The organism is Providencia sp. PROV200, from assembly GCF_049901995.1.
GTDB lineage: Bacteria > Pseudomonadota > Gammaproteobacteria > Enterobacterales > Enterobacteriaceae > Providencia > Providencia rettgeri_E.
Genome location: NZ_CP096307.1, coordinates 3,283,282 through 3,300,038, shown reverse-complemented (window position 1 = coordinate 3,300,038; position 16,757 = coordinate 3,283,282). Strand labels below are relative to the sequence as shown.

The window sequence follows — 16,757 nt, the reverse complement described above, 5'->3', positions numbered from 1 at the left end:
CACGGATGACAAAAGAAAACCATATTGTTTGGCATCAACATGCAGTAACTCGCCAGTTACGTGAGAGTAATAATGGCCACAAAGGTGCCGTGTTGTGGTTCACGGGGTTATCAGGTTCAGGAAAGTCAACATTGGCGGGGGCAATAGAGCACCAACTTACGTCCATGGGAATGAAAACCTATTTACTGGATGGCGATAATATTCGCCATGGTTTATGCGGCGACTTAGGGTTTAATGAGGCTGATAGGCAAGAAAATATCCGTCGAGTGGGGGAGGTGGCGAAGCTAATGGTTGATGCAGGGTTAATTGTTGCTACTGCCTTTATTTCACCTTTTCAAGACGATAGGCAGAAAGTCCGTGACTTATTTGAACCCGATCAATTTTTTGAGTTGTACGTGGATACCCCGGTAAGTATTTGTGAACAGCGAGACCCTAAAGGGTTATATCAACAAGCGCGGGAAGGGAAAATTAAACAATTCACCGGAATTGACTCCCCTTATGAAGAACCGCAACACCCTGAGCTGCATCTGGATGGGCAGCAACCGATTTCGGATTCCCTTTCCCAAATTATTGCGCTTTTATTGCGCAATCATGTCATTCAACTAGATTATTAATACAGCTTAAATACCCCCTTTATTTTATCCGATGGTAAAATAAGGCGGTATTTTGCGGATCAAAAACCGACTTAATCTGACTTTTTATCACAATTTTAGTATCACAGTAGCGTCAATCGTTGAGTTATGGGATGATTAGCAAATCATTTCAGGGGGCAAAATGGGTAAATTAACGCTACTATTAATTGCGATATTAGCTTGGTTACAGTATTCCTTATGGTTAGGCAAAAATGGCATACATGACTACGTACAAGTCAAAGATGATGTCGCTGCTCAGGAAATTGTAAATTCGCGCTTAAAAATGCGTAATGAACAGCTATTCGCTGAAATCAATGACTTAAATGATGGCCAAGATGCGATTGAAGAACGAGCTCGAACTGAGCTTGGGATGATCAAACCCGGAGAGTCATTTTATCGAATGGTTAAAGAAAGTAATAACCAGAAATAGACACAATAATATGATGTCAAAATAGTATACCCATTAGCCTGATAATTTCTGATGTAAGAATTCAATAATGACAAATCCAAACCATGCCCCACAAAACAATCTCCCGCAAATTGTTGCATTGATCCCTGCGGCTGGGGTCGGTAGCCGTATGAATGCAGAGTGCCCAAAACAATATTTGCAGGTTGCAGGTAAAACAATCATTGAACACACCATAAGCGCATTGCTTGAAAATGATAAAGTGCAAGAGATTGTGGTTGCTTTAAGTGCGGAAGACGATTATTTTCAGCAACTTGCAATTGCTAATGACCCTCGTGTGACGACGGTTATTGGTGGCAAAGAGCGTGCCGATTCAGTATTAGCAGGTCTGGATTTTTTAATCACTAACCCCAACTTTTCAGATTGCTGGGTATTAGTACATGATGCTGCGCGTCCTTGCCTTCATCAATCAGATTTAAATGAAATTATTCAATTAGCAGCGGAACAAAATTGTTGTGGTGGGATCCTCGCTGCCCCAGTGCGTGATACCATGAAACGCAGCTCAACAGCCAGTCAATTAATTGACCATACCGTTGAACGTGAAGCGTTATGGCATGCCCTTACACCACAATTTTTTCCGTTAATATTATTACGGGATTGTCTAAGTAAAGCCTTGAAAGAAAACGCAGTAATCACCGATGAAGCTTCTGCGCTAGAATATTGCGGCCATCAACCGATGTTAGTGGCTGGCCGCGCTGATAATTTAAAAGTGACGCGCCCAGAAGACCTCACTTTAGCGGAATTTTATCTTTCAAGAATGAACAATTAAGGAAAAAAAAATGAGAATCGGACACGGTTTTGACGTACACAAATTTGGTGGCGAAGGCCCTATCATCATTGGTGGCGTGCGTATCCCTTATGAACAAGGTTTACTTGCGCACTCTGACGGTGATGTGGTATTGCATGCGTTAACCGATGCAATTCTCGGCGCAGCTGCATTAGGGGATATCGGTAAATTATTCCCTGATACTGACCCTGCCTATAAAGGGGCGGATAGCCGAGTACTATTGAGAGACGCATTTTGCCATGTACGTGCTAAAGGGTATCGTATTGGTAACATTGACATTACTATCATGGCTCAGGCGCCAAAAATGTTGCCACACATAGCTCAAATGCGTGTGAATATCGCCGAAGATCTTGAGTGCCACATGGATGATGTCAATGCGAAAGCGACCACGACAGAACAATTAGGTTTTGTGGGTCGTAAAGAAGGCATTGCCTGTGCTGCGGTTGTTCTTTTAATAAAAGATAATAGTAATGAAAGTAATGAATGTTCAGTACCTGCATGGTAAGCCATTATCTTCTGGCACATTAAAAAGTGTCCCAGAAGATTTTATCGTCAAAGAAGACTTGGGCTTTGAGCTAGATGGCGAAGGCGAACATGTTATGGTTCGTGTGGAAAAAACAGGCTGCAATACAGTGTTTGTTGCTGAACAACTCGCAAAATTTGCTAAAATTTCAGCGAGAGCGGTCAGTTACGCAGGTTTAAAAGATAGGCATGCAGTAACGGAGCAGTGGTTCTGTTTGCAAATGCCAGGTAAAGAAACGCCTGTTTTTTCGAATTGGCAACTCGAAGGCTGCCGAATACTGGCTGTCACTCGGCAAAAACGTAAATTACGTATTGGTTCCTTGAAAGGAAACCAGTTCGAAATAACCTTGCGTGATATTTCGGATGCGAAGGATGTCGAACAACGTTTACAGAAAGTTGCATTATCAGGGGTACCTAATTACTTCGGTGAACAACGTTTTGGACGTGACGGGCAAAATTTAACGCAAGCGTTGCGTTGGGCAAACCAAGAAATCAACGTGCGTGAACGCAACAAGCGTAGCTTCTATCTTTCTGCTGCGCGTAGTGCCATGTTTAATCATGTGGCAAGTGAACGTATTGCAAATAATACTGCCCAACACGTGATGTTAGGTGATGCATTGCAATTAACGGGCAGAGGGAGTTGGTTTGTCGCGACACAAGATGAGTTTGCTACATTGCAACCTCGCTTAGAGTCCAACGAGTTAAGCATTACCGCGCCATTACCCGGTGATGGTGCGTTGGGAACTCAGGATGAAGCTCAGGCATTTGAAACTCAGTGTTTAGCGGATTACCAACCCTTTATCTCTTTAATGCAGCGCGAACGAGTTTCTTCAGCTAGAAGGGCGATAGTTGTTAAGCCACAAGACTTACAGTGGGAATGGTTGGATGACTCGACGGTAAAACTGAATTTTTTCTTAAACTCGGGTTGTTTTGCAACCAGTGTTGTGAGAGAAATTATTAATCAAAATGGGCAGGATAATGTCGATGCTAAAGATTTTATTGAGTAATGACGACGGGGTAAATGCGCCGGGAATTCAAACTCTTGCAGCTGCACTACGCCAATATTATCATGTTCAGGTGATTGCGCCTGATCGCAATCGTAGTGGGGCATCGAACGCATTAACATTAGATAAACCACTTAAAATTCAAACACTAAGTAATGGCGACCTTGCTGTACAGGAAGGCACACCAACAGATTGTGTCTATATTGGGGTGAATAAAGTGGTGCGCCCACGTCCTGATATTGTTGTATCTGGTATCAACTGTGGCCCTAATTTAGGGGATGATGTTATTTACTCAGGCACGGTTGCAGCGGCAACAGAAGGCCGCCATTTAGGTTTACCGTCAATTGCGGTATCGTTAGATGGGGAAACGCATTATGAAAGTGCGGCTAAAGTGACATGCGAGATCCTCGCTCTTTTGCAGACGAACCCATTGCGAGCAGGGAATATTTTAAATATTAATGTGCCTGATATCCCATACGAAGAAATTAAAGGTATCAAAGTCACTCGCTGTGGTAGTCGTCATGCCGCTTCTGAGGTATATAGCCTAGAGGACCCGAAAGGGAATACATTGTATTGGTTAGGTCCCGTTGGGGAAATTCGTGATGCCAGTCCTGGAACGGATTTTGAAGCCGTGAAAAATGGGTATGTTTCAATCACCCCATTACAAGTTGACCTAACCGCTTATAAAGCACACTCATTAGTGGAAGAGTGGCTTGAAAAATCAGGAGTGTCAGTAAAATGAATACAGGGCTCATGAAAGAACTTTTGGCTCAATTACGCCAACAGGGAATTCACGATGAGCGCCTATTAGATGCCATTTCACTCGTTCCTCGGGAACGGTTTGTGGATGAAGCGCTCTCCCATAAAGCCTATGATAATATCCCATTACCTATTGGTCATGGGCAAACTATTTCACAGCCGTATATTGTTGCTAAAATGACGGCACTATTGGCTTTAGCACCGGATGATCACGTTCTCGAGATAGGGACAGGCTCAGGGTATCAAACTGCAGTATTGGCACACTTGGTTAAGCATGTTTTTTCTGTTGAGCGGGTAAAAAGCTTGCAGTGGGCCGCAAAGCGGCGCCTGAAACAGCTTGATTTACATAATATTTCAACACGCCATGGTGATGGTTGGGAAGGTTGGCAATCAAAAGGGCCTTTTGATGCCATCATAGTTACTGCGGCACCAACAGAAATACCAACTCTACTATTGGGGCAATTAAAAGATGGTGGGCGAATGGTTTTACCTGTCGGTGATAAAGAACAAGCGCTGAAGCTAATTACTCGACGTGGTAATGATTACCATACGAATTTTATTGAAAAAGTTCGTTTTGTCCCATTGGTTGCCGGTGACCTCCTTTAACCTATTTGCAATGGTATTTAAAAAAATGATTATAAAAATAATCGATTTAAATTAAATATCATTGTAAAGGTTTCATTAACGCAAATAGCAGTAAAACTATTCCAAATATGATATTTTACCCAGCTGAATTTGAGGGAATAGCTTAAACTGTTAGTCATTTTCTCAAATTGTTATATTTTTAATATATTTAACTTGTTCACTATTTTGTATTTCTGCTTTAATAAGTGAAATATTTTATGATAACTCTATTGCTGACATTATTTTGAATTGTTACGTCAGATTTTTCTTCACGGGAGAAGAAGCATGAAAATTGTTAGCCCTATAAGCAGAATTCGATGGGCCGTCATCTTTTCATTTAGCGGAGCGCTATTGGCAGGTTGTTCTACACCGTATCATACAGCAGCACCTATTTCGAGTGTGAATGATAGCCAATCTAGCCAGCCAACGGTGCAAAGGACGACACCGGCCTCGTCACCAAATACGGGTATGAGCACGGCAATGCCATCGTCTCGTCCAAATTTATCAAGTAATACAAATACTCAGCCTGTAAGCCGCAGTTCAGCACCGGTAACAACTAATGGTGAAGGGCGCATAGTATACAACCGTGACTATGGCAGTATTCCAAAAGGCAGTTATAGCGGTAATAGTTATACGGTCCAGCGTGGTGATACATTATTCTATATTGCATACTTAACCGGTAATGATTTCCGTGAGTTAGCATCGAGAAACAATATACCAGAACCTTACAGTCTAAATGTAGGGCAGGTTATTAATATTGGTAACACAAATGTGAACTCGAACACTCAATTAGCGGCAAATTCATCAAATAGTCATCAGCAAGCGGTTGATCTTCGAACAACTAATGAGTATCCTGCAAACAGTGGTGGTCAAAATTCAGGTAAGATGTTGCCTAATAATAAGAAACCTGCGACACAGGCTTCAACGACAACAACAACCTCGACAACAACCGCTTCTACTGCAGTCAGCAGTACAAATAATTCGTCAATAAAATGGCGTTGGCCAGCAGAAGGGAAAATGATTGAAGGTTTCTCTGATGCTCAAGGCGGGAACAAAGGGGTAGATATCGCCGGTTCTCGTGGTCAAGCTGTGCTTGCTGCTGCGCCAGGAAAAGTCGTTTACGCAGGTAATGCTTTGCGTGGATACGGAAATCTAATAATTATAAAACATAACGATGACTACTTAAGTGCTTATGCTCACAACGATACATTGCTTGTGCGTGATCAGCAGGACGTCACTGCGGGTCAAAAAATAGCCACTATGGGTAGTACTGGAACTAGTTCGGTTAGACTACACTTTGAAATTCGTTACAAGGGAAAATCAGTAAACCCGTTGCGCTATTTGCCGCAGCGATAAACTGGGTAGAGTGTTTTGGCATTCTACCCGCATTATCTAGGGTAGGAGTCACTGATGAGCCAAAGTTCGCTGAAAGTTAACGAGTTATACAATGACCTCGATGAAAGTAATTTAAATGACACTTTTGATGAGAGTCAGTTTAAAGAAGAGGATCTGGTTACTGAGCTAGATGACGAAATGGATTTACTCCAGAACACAAGTCAGCGTGTTCTGGATGCCACTCAAATTTATCTTAGTGAAATTGGGTTCTCACCACTCCTTACAGCAGAAGAAGAAGTTTTCTATGCAAGACGTGCATTGCGTGGTGATATCGCATCACGACAGCGTATGATAGAAAGCAACCTTCGTCTCGTTGTAAAAATATCACGCCGCTATAATAATCGAGGCCTTGCATTACTCGATTTGATAGAAGAAGGAAATCTTGGGTTAATTCGTGCCGTTGAAAAGTTTGATCCAGAAAAGGGGTTTCGCTTTTCAACATATGCAACGTGGTGGATCCGTCAAACGATCGAACGCGCTATCATGAATCAAACTCGAACTATTCGCCTTCCTATTCATATCGTTAAAGAACTCAATATTTACCTCCGTACTGCACGTGAATTAGCCCAGAAGTTGGACCATGAGCCAAGCCCTGAAGAGATCGCTGAGCAGCTAGATAAACCTGTCGAAGATGTCAGTAGGATGTTACGTTTAAATGAACGTATCACATCTGTTGATACGCCAATTGCAGGGGACTCAGAGAAATCTTTGCTTGAGGTATTGTCTGATGATAATGATTCAGGTCCAGAAAATACAATTCAAGATAATGACTTAAAAGAAAATATTGTTAAGTGGTTATATGAATTGAACCCAAAACAAAGGGAGGTTTTAGCACGACGTTTTGGGCTTTTAGGCTATGAAGCGGAAACTCTAGAAGAAGTTGGCCGTGAAATAGGGTTAACAAGAGAACGTGTTCGCCAGATCCAAGTCGAAGGTTTAAAGCGATTGAAAGATATTTTACATGGAGAAGAGCTGACCTTAGAGTCGATATTTAATATGTAGATGTTGATTCGATAGTTAAAAACCCCTATAAGCTAATGTTTATAGGGGTTTTTATATGTAAAGAATAGAGAGTGAGCTTAATTAATGGGAACACCACTGTGAAATTTAAAATCGTCATCCGGTGTTGAAATTAATTCAGCTTCAATAATGCCAAAATAATTAACTCGTTCAGTAATATCTTGTTTGCTAATTAATTGTGCTAAGTGCAAATAATCTTGATAGTGGCGAGCTTCTGAGCGTAATAATGAAATATAAAAATTTGCCAGCTGCTCATCAAGAAATGGGGCTAATTTAGCAAAACGCTCACAAGAACGTGCTTCGATATAAGCTCCAATAATTAGTTTATCAACTAAGGTTTTTGGATCATGGGGGTCGACATGGCTCAACAACCCTTTAGCATAACGGCCTGCAGTGATGCCATCGTATGGAATATTACGTTCATGCATAATCTCTAGAACTTGGTAAAAATGATGAAGTTCCTCTTTGATTAGCAGGACCATTTTATCAATTAAATCTTGACTATAAGGTGATTGTTTTTTTGCCAATATTTGTTTAGAAACCTGATTTTTGTTTCTTAATGTATGGATGTCACCAACCCTATCATAAGCAAATGATTCATAAGGTTTAAACCATTCAAGTAGCACTGCAGCACTGTCTTTATCGACAGCATACTTGCGAATTAAAAACATCGCACTTTGCGCGGCCTTTAACTCGCATAATAAATGGTCTTTTAAGATAATGGGCAAGTTTTCAGGCAAACTCGCTTTTTTTACCCACGCATCAGGTGTTTCACATTGCAGAAACTGCCTGATTGGTGCGAGTAACTGTGCATACTCATCCATGTTAGTTATCCATATCCTTTAACCGATAAATCCAATCTAGGGCTTGGCGTGGAGTGAGTTTATCTGGATCAATTTCAGCTAGAGCCGTTAATACTGGTGATGGCTCGACATCTTCTGTGGTTAAAAAGCTCAGTTGTGCGCTATCCACATGGCTCGCATTGGCATTGTTTGAGATAACTTCAAGTTCTCTAAGTTTTTGTTTTGCCCGTTTAATCACATCCTTTGGTACACCGGCAAGAGAAGCGACAGCAAGGCCATAGCTTTTGCTAGCGGCACCGTCTTGAACGTTATGCATAAAAGCAATGGTATCACCGTGTTCAATAGCATCGAGATGGATATTGACCGCACCTTCGAGTTTCTCAGGGAGTGTTGTTAATTCAAAGTAATGGGTTGCAAATAATGTCATTGCCTTGATTTTATTCACTAAATTCTCAGCGCAAGCCCAAGCAAGAGAAAGACCATCATAGGTTGAAGTCCCGCGACCAATCTCATCCATTAGCACTAAGCTATTCTCTGTTGCATTATGAAGAATATTAGCGGTTTCTGTCATTTCCACCATGAATGTTGAACGGCCAGATGCAAGGTCATCCGAGGCGCCGACACGGGTGAAAATGCGATCGACTGGGCCTATCACTGCTTTGCTGGCAGGGACGAAACTACCGATATACGCTAACAGGGTAATCAATGCGGTTTGGCGCATATAGGTACTTTTACCGCCCATGTTTGGACCTGTGATGATCAATAAACGACGTTGCGGTGACAGCGATAATGGGTTGGAAATAAACGGTTCGCTAAGCACTTGTTCTACTACAGGGTGGCGACCCTCGGTAATTTGAATACCCGGTTTCTCAGTCAGTTGTGGGCAAGCGTAGCCTAGAGTTTGTGCTCTTTCCGCAAGGTTGGCTAGGACATCTAGCTCAGCGAGTGCTTCAGCACTGGTTTGCAACGCAGCAAGATGAGGTAATAGCATATCAAACAGCTCATCATACAGCGCTTTTTCAATAGCGAGTGCTTTTCCTTTTGATGTCAATACCTTATCTTCATACTCTTTGAGTTCAGGAATAATATAGCGTTCCGCATTTTTTAACGTTTGGCGACGGACGTAATGGATAGGCGTTAAATGGCTTTGACCGCGGCTAACTTGAATATAGTAGCCATGAACTGCGTTATAACCGACTTTTAGGGTATCGATCCCCAGCTTTTCTCTTTCACGAATTTCGAGTCTATCGAGGTAGTCGGTTGCCCCATCAGCAAGAGCGCGCCATTCATCGAGTTCACTATTATAACCCGGGGCGATAACACCGCCATCGCGTACCAATACAGGTGGCGCATCAATAATCGCTTTTTCAAGTAAGTCTTGTAACTTATCAAATTGACCAATACGATTTTGAAGAGCTTGTAAATACGAACAACTTGATTGGCTTAGTATTTGATGAATATCTTGGTATTGCTGGAATGCGTAACGCATACGAGTTAAGTCGCGTGGGCGTGCGGAACGTAGTGCTAAGCGTGCTAATACACGTTCTAAATCCCCTATTTGGCGCAAAAATGGTTGCAATTCAAAACCGCATTCTTGCAATGCACTAATAGCTTGTTGGCGGTTATTTAATACTTGAATATTACGCAATGGGGCATGTAGCCAACGTTTTAGCATACGGCTACCCATTGGGGTCACACACATATCTAAAATGGCGGCAAGTGTGTTTTCTGTACCACCGGCAAGGTTTTGCGTGATTTCTAAATTGCGACGAGTCGCTGCATCCAAAATGACATTATCATTTTGTTTTTCCATCACAATACTGCGAATATGGGGCAGTGAAGTACGCTGAGTATCTTTTACATATTGCAATAGGCAACCTGCGGCTCTGAGCGCTTTATGGGCATCTTCAACCCCAAAACCGATTAAATCTTTCGTGCCAAACTGTAAACCGAGCTGTTGTTTTGCAGTATCAAGCTCATATTCCCATAATGGGCGGCGACGTAAGCCTTTATTGTGTTCAATTAATGCCATACTGCCGAAATCTTCGGGGTATAGAAGTTCAGCAGGTCGGGTGCGTTGCAGTTCGGCTTGTAATGCCTCTTCGTCAGCAATTTCACTAATAATAAAGCGACCGGAGGTAATATCTAATGTTGCGAAACCAAAACCTTGTTGGTCTTGCCATACCGCGGCTAAAAGGTTGTCTTGCCTTTCATTTAATAGGGCTTCATCGGTAATGGTGCCTGGTGTCACAATGCGTACTACTTGGCGCTCAACTGGCCCTTTACTGGTCGCTGGGTCGCCAATTTGCTCACAAATGGCGACGGATTCACCCATTTGTACTAATTTAGCTAAGTAACCCTCTGCAGCATGGTGAGGAACACCCGCCATAGGGATCGGCTGCCCTGCGGATTGACCTCGCTTGGTGAGGGAAATATCTAACAGTTGAGACGCTTTTTTAGCATCATCAAAAAACAGTTCGTAGAAGTCACCCATGCGATAAAACAGCAGTATGTCTGAATGTTGTGCTTTTAGTTTTAGATACTGCTGCATCATTGGTGTGTGGGATTCGAAACTTTGCTTATCAGTCATAATGTTGTCTGTTCTAACGTATTGAGTTAACTAAATTCTGTGAGGTGTTCAGAGACTAAAATACCACAGATCGTCTCAAATGAGAGTAGGCAAACGAGTTAGCCATGGATTTCTCTATGGTATTACGTTGAGGTTATCGGGAGCAACGTGCATTTGGTGATAAAGTGTCTGAAATATGTATTAGTGATACAAAGGTAAAATTGATGACTAAAAATGAAATTTATGTAGGCATGTTGTTCTGGATTTTACCTCATATTAGGAATATGCAAATTCAAGATAAAAATCTAGACTGCAAGATAAGTCTTATTACTATGAGTCTGCACTCGTGCGAGAAATTGATGGTTGAGGCGCTAAGGTTCAAGTGGGCAATGTATTCATTTTTTGTTTCCTTAATGCGATCTTAATGAATATAACAAACACGTAATAGGCGAAACTAGCGAGATATTGGTTAGCAATGATAATGTTTAAATCACGGCTGTATTTTGACACAAAAAGACCCCAGTAATTGGTAGCCCAATTATTGGGGATCACTTCAGCAATAGGTTTAGCGTTTACTTGTATTGATATCCTGTTCTTGCAGCAATCGCAGCCCTTGTCAGACAAAATGGGTTTCGTGCTGGGTAAAAATGCTATTGTTTTAGAAAAAACTAAGGTTTAGCGACAAAATAAGCAAAGGCATGATTTGTTAAATAGCGACCATCTGTTCCGTCATAAGTCTTTGCAGCATCAGGCCAAGCAAAGAAACGGGTCTCAGGCTTCGTATTTAATTCTCCTGTTTCAGGATCTATCAGATAAACTTTTTTGGCACCTTTTTTAAATATTTTCCAAACCGATTTAACGAATATGTCTGTTTCAGGATCAGTTTCAGGGAAATAAGAAGCATCAATACTTCCATTCGATAACCCCCCTTTTGCATAATCAGCTTCTTTTGAATGCAAGAATTTTATTAATCCCTTACCTATTGAAGCGCCGGTATAACATGAGCCACTTGAGCTTTGTTTAACCAAATATTTGCTATAACTATCTAAATCAATAATATTTTCATTTAAAATAGTAACCATAGAGTTCAACGCAGCATAGCAAGAAGAAATTGAGTCTTTAAGTTGCGGTTGAGGAGTGCTCCAAGGGTGATTGTCAATGAACTTTATACCATTGAACGATGAGATAAGCGCTAAAGAAAAATCAGCCTCATCTTTTTTGGTCATGAATGTTTCAATTGCAACCACTTTATTTTTTGGTGGCATATACTATACCTTATCGTTGAGTCACGGTCCCAGGGACCATATTATCTGTATTTAGTGCTCCCGGCTGTAAAGTGTTACCTTTAGGTACGGTTATGACGATTGCATTTGGGTTTTGTTGGGTTATGCGAACAGCATTATCCCATTCTCGTTGAGTCATTCCGTTTATATTACCTTTATCTACCGTCTGAATATAAACGGTACGACCTTTAGCATCGGTAAACGTCATATCTGTATAAGAACCACCTTTGCGACCGGTTTTGGCAGGGTCTAATGGTTTTAAATAGGTTTCGGGTTGTTCTGCGCCACTCACCGCATCTCGCCCCCCTCGTGTATGACTAACAGAATCGAAATTATCTCTCTTAAACTGATCCCGCACATCATCCATATGTGATTTAGTCGCTGCATTACCACGTCGGCATAATCCCCAAGGATCAATCCATCCCAGAGTGTTAGGTGCATACTGATACAGATTTATCCCACCCAATAATCCAATTGGGTCAGGCATGATAAAACGGCCTATTTGTGGGTCGTAGAATCTGAAGGTATTAAAATGCAATCCTGTTTCAGTGTCAAAATACTGTCCGGCATAGCGTAAGTTCTGCTCAAAGGACTCCATTTTGCGCTCTGGGTCAGAGTAGAAACTCAATGGGCTACTGCGAACAAAACCAAAGCGTTCATATTTCCCTGACCACACCGTATTGCCTTGTGCATTGGTGACGTCGAGTGGGGCACTGTTAATGTCGCTGTGGTGCCAGTAATAACGGTAGCCTGCGGATTGCTTCACGATAACGGCGAGTGGGGTATAGCTGCCGTGTTCTTCGTAGCAATAGGTTTGGTGTTTACCGGTATTGATATCCTGCTCTTGCAGCAATCGCAGCCCTTGCCAGACAAAATGAGTTTCGTGGCGTGTTAGCTTGCCATGAGCCCGTGATTCGACCACTTTATGAATACGGCGACCCAGTGCATCGTAGTGATACTGGGCTTTCATGTCACTGGTCTGGGCGATAATTAAACGGTTATCCCCATCATACTGATAAGTTTGTTTGGCTTGGTTAGGGTGTCCGCGTGAAATCACGTTACCATAGGCATCATGGCGATATTGCCAGCCTTGGAATTGAAGTAGCCTATCCCCTTGTGGGCTTAGATCTGGCGTTTGAGCTTCGATTTCTGATTGAGGACGCTCTAACAGATTATCCGCACGGTCATAGAACAGCATTGCATCCATGTTTTCGCCACTGGCGACTTTTTTCAGTCGCTGTTCCGAGTCATACAGGTATTCCACCCAGCCCCGATAATGGTCTTCCATCGCGCCAAGGTTATCTTGTTCGTCATAGAACCATTTTCGTGATGAGGCAATGCCGTTGAGTGGATGCTGTTTATCGCGTGAGCTGAAGGTGCTTATCGTCCGCCCCAGTTTATCGTACTGTCGATATTGTGTCAGAGTACCTTGGGTACGGCTGATTTCACGGTGCAGGTTATCGCGTTCAAATTCGGTGATTAAGTGCGGTGTACCCTCAACAAGGTGATTGATGGCAGTCGCATGCCCTGAACCGTAATAGAGCCAGTTGAGGCTGTCACCTTGAGGTAACGTCAGACGGCTCAGGTTATTGAGTTCATCGTAAGCAAATTCGACGATATCATCGCCCGTTTGCTCACGGGTAATACGCCCAAGGGCATCGTAGGTGAAGTGAACTCGGTTCGCTTGCAAGCCCATTTCAAGGCCGAGTTGATTCGGTTGCCTCGACGCCACCAATAAGCGGTTTAGGCTATCCCACTGGTATTGATAGCTATCGGTGAAGGTTTCCCGTTTAGCAAGGTTGCCAGCGGGGTCATACTGCAACAACACCGTGCGAGCAGGGGAAGGGAACACGCGGTCGCCTAGGCGAGTTTCCTCGGCTAAACGTCCGAAACTGTTATAGCGATATTGCAGTAGCGTATCATCCGGTCGGGTTTCCTCGACGAGCCGGCCTTCGGCATCACGGTTAAGTAGGTAGCGTCCGCCATTGGCATTTTCAATTGAAATTAATGCCCCCTCAGCATTGTAATGGTAATGGATATGCCGAGCGAGTTTATCAATTTCCGTTGTGACGCGACCGAAGGCGTTGTATTGCCATTGACGCGGGGTATTGTCATTGCGTTGGTGATGGGTGAGGAGCCCCGCGGCATTCCAAGCGAGTTGTACGGTTGACTCATCGGGCAACACGATGCGAATGAGACGCCCCGCCTCATCGTACTGGTACTCGGTAGCTTCCTGCAAGGCGTTGGTTTGAGAAACAACGCGCCCCTCATCATCATAACGCCAAATATGTTGTTTGCCCGAGCAGTCAAGGTGACGCAATATTTGCCCCCGCTTTGTCCAAAGAAATTCGCTGCGGCCTTGTTTGGCATCGATGCGAGCAGTTGGCCTTAGCGTACTGTTAAAGTCATAGCGGTATTCGGTGGTTTGCTCCAGAGGCGAAATTTCTTTGATTAACCGCCCAAAACGGTCATAGTCTAAACGCGATTCAGTGCCATCAGGCCAGAAGGCAGTGATAAGGCGTTCGCGTTCATTTTGATATTGCCAGCGGGTTTGGTTGCCATTACCATCAGTTAAACTGAGTAGTCGCCCGAGCTCATCCCATTCGCTGGTTTGGGTATGCCCTTCAGCGTTGCGACAGCCACACGGTAGCCCGAATTCATCCCACAGGAGTTCGGTTTGGATGCCTGTACGGTCAGTATACTGAATAATCTGATAGTCATCATTGAGTTGCCAACAGGCAGTTGTGCCATCCTGCCAGTATGCGGTTCGTGTGAGGTTGATATCATCGTATTCGAGGCGGTAACACTCCCCTTCACTGGTCCTGTTTTCAATCACACGCCAGAGATTATCGTTGGTGAATTCCCAACGGTATTCACTGCGTAAGCCATATTTATCGGTATGCCAAGCCATGACACCTGCATCTGTCCAGCCAAATTGGCGGTAAGGGTGGTCAGTGCGCTGTTCGACACGCACCAATTGAGCGTGCTCGTTATAAAAATAAGCACATTGCCGACGACGTACTTGATTGGCGTTCATCTGATACACGGCAGTGAGGCGTGATACTGTGGTCTCTTCAAGCTCAAAGGATTGATATTCACAAGTGATATTCAGGTCACCGCAACCGGTAATTTGAATCAGTTGATGCTGCTCATTGTAGTGGAAACGCTGCTCGTTACTCACATTATCAACAATATGGCTTAATCGACTTTGACCTTCGTTATCAAAAGGGAGGTAATGGTAACGTAGCTCACCCGCATCCTGAAACGTCCAACTGTCATCATCATTATGGATTATCCACCCTTGGGCAGCCTCACAAAAGCTACGGTACCCGAGTGGAATATCTGGAAATGGGAGGATATCCCCCGACAGGTTTTGCCAAACAAAGCCGTCTTCAGTTTTAATTAATCGGCTTTCCCAAAAGAAGCTCCAGCCTCGACCGAGTACGCCGTCATAACAATAACTACTTAAATAATTGCGTTGCCAGTAAAGCGGTAATTCAGACTCATAGGTAAAATCCAGCTCCTCTTCACCGTTTAATACTTTTTGCCCACCAATGACTTCGACGGGACGTAACAGGATGCCCAAAGCGGGTATTCCCATCCCCAAACCTGCAATCACCTTGCCGTAACGGCAAAAGAAGCGGCCTATTTTGGCACTGCCTGGTAATTTGTTCCATAACTTCGCTATTGCCCCGAGGCCTTTCGTTGTGCCAGCACCAAAGCTCAAAAAGCCGGCGAATAACATAGTGAGGTCAGAGGCGGTGGTGAGCAAATAGGGAATTTCAGGCTCAATATTTTCGGTTGCTTGCGTACCGCCGCCAATTCTGACATTGGGGGAGCCTTCCATCACTGTGGCATCACAGGTGGTTTTATCACCGACCCGAGAAGCGGGAAACCCATTGATGTACACCGAGCCGGAGCCTTCGGCCATTTGACGCAGGCTATTTTCTTTGTCACAGTTGACCTGACTGCGCGTGGACATGGCGGCGGGTTTACCATTAATGCGAACATTGTGAGAGCCAGTTTTGATTTCTCCACAGGGACTTAACGATTTAGACCCCGTTTCAACACACTTATCCCGTACCCATTCTGCCAGTAGCCCCGTGCCATAGCCGACTGCCAGTGAAGCACCAATGGCAAGCACACCGACCCCAATACAGCTTGCAGCAATACCGACGCCCATCAAAAAACCAGAAAGCATAGCCCCGCCAATGGCGATAGCGGCACCTAATACAGTACCGACAAGCATGCCCCACATTGATTTGGAGTGACCGATGACGTCCCCGACTCTGGCCGCTTCTGGCATGGCGATTACCCTCTTGGTTGAAAGCTAAGTAGCAGGGTATTCATCCATGCCCATTGCTCATCGTTAAAGGCGTTAGGCGATGACATTGTAAAAATCAGGGTTTGGGTATTACTGAAAGGGTAAACGGCCTGAATTTGATAGACTTGCTGCTTTTTGTTCGGACGGTAGCGTGAACTGATAAGATGGCCGTGAATACCATCCTCACCGAGCACGGAAGGCTTTTCTTCAAGGAGTTGCTAATCTTTCAAGGCGCGTTGCAAAAGTTGCTTTTGGCGAGCAACATAGTCATCAAAGGTTTCATCAGTGGGTTTGTCATCCCGAGAAATGTTAACTGCATTGCCAGTGGGGGAAATTAGGATATTGACGGTTTGTTCCTTGTAGCCCTCAGGTAGAATGACACTACCTTCGGAAAAAATACAACGCGTTTCGTGACTCATTCAAATTCCCTTTTATCGTTGGCAATATATTTATGACTATCTTGGTTGGAAAACAAAGATGCTTTACTGCACATTGTTTGAGTTGGTAAATATTTTGAATATAAATATATCGTCAAATTAAGATAAGGTAAATTAGGTTTTGTCTTATCC

The 16,757-nt window shown here is 43.5% G+C and carries 13 protein-coding genes and 1 pseudogene; 9 read left to right on the top strand and 5 right to left on the bottom strand.

The genetic code is table 11. The features are described from left to right. Window positions 1-5: 5 nt before the first annotated feature. The 9 genes from cysC (at window position 6) to rpoS (ending at window position 7,191) form a co-directional block, all read left to right on the top strand. Window positions 6-614 (top strand): adenylyl-sulfate kinase, encoded by a 609-nt coding sequence (gene cysC, locus M1E86_RS15120; RefSeq protein WP_125893897.1) that lies wholly within the window; start codon window positions 6-8, stop codon window positions 612-614. 160 nt (window positions 615-774) lie between these two features. Beyond that, window positions 775-1,062 (top strand): cell division protein FtsB, encoded by a 288-nt coding sequence (gene ftsB / locus M1E86_RS15115; RefSeq protein ID WP_004260736.1) that lies wholly within the window; start codon window positions 775-777, stop codon window positions 1,060-1,062. A 67-nt stretch (window positions 1,063-1,129) separates the two neighbouring features. Next, entirely contained in the window at window positions 1,130-1,867 is a 738-nt protein-coding gene (ispD, locus tag M1E86_RS15110; RefSeq protein WP_125893899.1) for a 2-C-methyl-D-erythritol 4-phosphate cytidylyltransferase, read from the top strand. 10 nt (window positions 1,868-1,877) lie between these two features. After that, window positions 1,878-2,390: a 2-C-methyl-D-erythritol 2,4-cyclodiphosphate synthase gene (ispF, locus tag M1E86_RS15105; protein WP_004260732.1), complete on the top strand. Its 513-nt coding sequence runs from the start codon at window positions 1,878-1,880 to the stop codon at window positions 2,388-2,390. Beyond that, a complete protein-coding gene (gene truD, locus M1E86_RS15100; RefSeq protein ID WP_213914310.1) occupies window positions 2,356-3,414 on the top strand; it encodes a tRNA pseudouridine(13) synthase TruD in 1,059 nt (352 codons plus the stop codon). Before ispF ends, truD begins: the two co-directional genes overlap by 35 nt. Beyond that, complete coding sequence (surE, locus tag M1E86_RS15095; protein WP_125893903.1) at window positions 3,392-4,153, top strand: 5'/3'-nucleotidase SurE; 762 nt, start codon at window positions 3,392-3,394, stop codon at window positions 4,151-4,153. Before truD ends, surE begins: the two co-directional genes overlap by 23 nt. Further along, complete coding sequence (locus M1E86_RS15090) at window positions 4,150-4,776, top strand: protein-L-isoaspartate(D-aspartate) O-methyltransferase (RefSeq protein WP_213914309.1); 627 nt, start codon at window positions 4,150-4,152, stop codon at window positions 4,774-4,776. The genes surE and M1E86_RS15090 overlap by 4 nt, the downstream gene beginning before the upstream one ends. A 303-nt stretch (window positions 4,777-5,079) precedes the next feature. Further along, on the top strand, window positions 5,080-6,150 hold the full coding sequence (nlpD, locus tag M1E86_RS15085; protein WP_125893906.1) for a murein hydrolase activator NlpD: 1,071 nt from the start codon (window positions 5,080-5,082) through the stop codon (window positions 6,148-6,150). A 54-nt stretch (window positions 6,151-6,204) separates the two neighbouring features. Next, entirely contained in the window at window positions 6,205-7,191 is a 987-nt protein-coding gene (rpoS, locus tag M1E86_RS15080) for an RNA polymerase sigma factor RpoS (protein ID WP_125893908.1), read from the top strand. Window positions 7,192-7,268: 77 nt separating this feature from the next. On the opposite strand, the gene miaE is transcribed toward rpoS, so the two are convergent. From miaE to M1E86_RS15055, 5 genes and pseudogenes are all read right to left on the bottom strand, one after another. Further along, the gene (gene miaE / locus M1E86_RS15075; RefSeq protein WP_125893910.1) at window positions 7,269-8,033 is read right to left on the bottom strand and encodes a tRNA isopentenyl-2-thiomethyl-A-37 hydroxylase MiaE; all 765 of its coding nucleotides are present in this window, start codon (window positions 8,031-8,033) and stop codon (window positions 7,269-7,271) included. A gap of 1 nt (window position 8,034) precedes the next feature. Next, the gene (gene mutS / locus M1E86_RS15070; protein ID WP_426099149.1) at window positions 8,035-10,602 is read right to left on the bottom strand and encodes a DNA mismatch repair protein MutS; all 2,568 of its coding nucleotides are present in this window, start codon (window positions 10,600-10,602) and stop codon (window positions 8,035-8,037) included. Window positions 10,603-11,249: 647 nt separating this feature from the next. Beyond that, window positions 11,250-11,846 carry a hypothetical protein gene (locus tag M1E86_RS15065; protein ID WP_125893949.1) on the bottom strand — a complete coding sequence of 199 codons (597 nt, stop codon included), beginning with the start codon at window positions 11,844-11,846 and terminating at the stop codon, window positions 11,250-11,252. 10 nt (window positions 11,847-11,856) lie between these two features. After that, a complete protein-coding gene (locus tag M1E86_RS15060) occupies window positions 11,857-16,170 on the bottom strand; it encodes an RHS repeat-associated core domain-containing protein (protein WP_426099148.1) in 4,314 nt (1,437 codons plus the stop codon). 5 nt (window positions 16,171-16,175) lie between these two features. Beyond that, window positions 16,176-16,607: pseudogene (locus tag M1E86_RS15055) on the bottom strand (DcrB-related protein). Between the last annotated feature and the right edge of the window lie 150 nt (window positions 16,608-16,757).

Excerpts from the sequence above, each read along its gene's own strand:
- ispD (WP_125893899.1), top strand. The coding sequence starts at position 1,130 with ATGACAAATCCAAACCATGCCCCACAAAACAATCTCCCGCAAATTGTT.
- M1E86_RS15065 (WP_125893949.1), bottom strand. The coding sequence starts at position 11,846 with ATGCCACCAAAAAATAAAGTGGTTGCAATTGAAACATTCATGACCAAA.
- cysC (WP_125893897.1), top strand. The coding sequence starts at position 6 with ATGACAAAAGAAAACCATATTGTTTGGCATCAACATGCAGTAACTCGC.
- mutS (WP_426099149.1), bottom strand. The coding sequence starts at position 10,602 with ATGACTGATAAGCAAAGTTTCGAATCCCACACACCAATGATGCAGCAG.
- surE (WP_125893903.1), top strand. The coding sequence starts at position 3,392 with ATGCTAAAGATTTTATTGAGTAATGACGACGGGGTAAATGCGCCGGGA.
- ftsB (WP_004260736.1), top strand. The coding sequence starts at position 775 with ATGGGTAAATTAACGCTACTATTAATTGCGATATTAGCTTGGTTACAG.
- M1E86_RS15060 (WP_426099148.1), bottom strand. The coding sequence starts at position 16,170 with ATGCCAGAAGCGGCCAGAGTCGGGGACGTCATCGGTCACTCCAAATCA.
- rpoS (WP_125893908.1), top strand. The coding sequence starts at position 6,205 with ATGAGCCAAAGTTCGCTGAAAGTTAACGAGTTATACAATGACCTCGAT.
- ispF (WP_004260732.1), top strand. The coding sequence starts at position 1,878 with ATGAGAATCGGACACGGTTTTGACGTACACAAATTTGGTGGCGAAGGC.
- M1E86_RS15090 (WP_213914309.1), top strand. The coding sequence starts at position 4,150 with ATGAATACAGGGCTCATGAAAGAACTTTTGGCTCAATTACGCCAACAG.
- miaE (WP_125893910.1), bottom strand. The coding sequence starts at position 8,033 with ATGGATGAGTATGCACAGTTACTCGCACCAATCAGGCAGTTTCTGCAA.
- truD (WP_213914310.1), top strand. The coding sequence starts at position 2,356 with ATGAAAGTAATGAATGTTCAGTACCTGCATGGTAAGCCATTATCTTCT.
- nlpD (WP_125893906.1), top strand. The coding sequence starts at position 5,080 with ATGAAAATTGTTAGCCCTATAAGCAGAATTCGATGGGCCGTCATCTTT.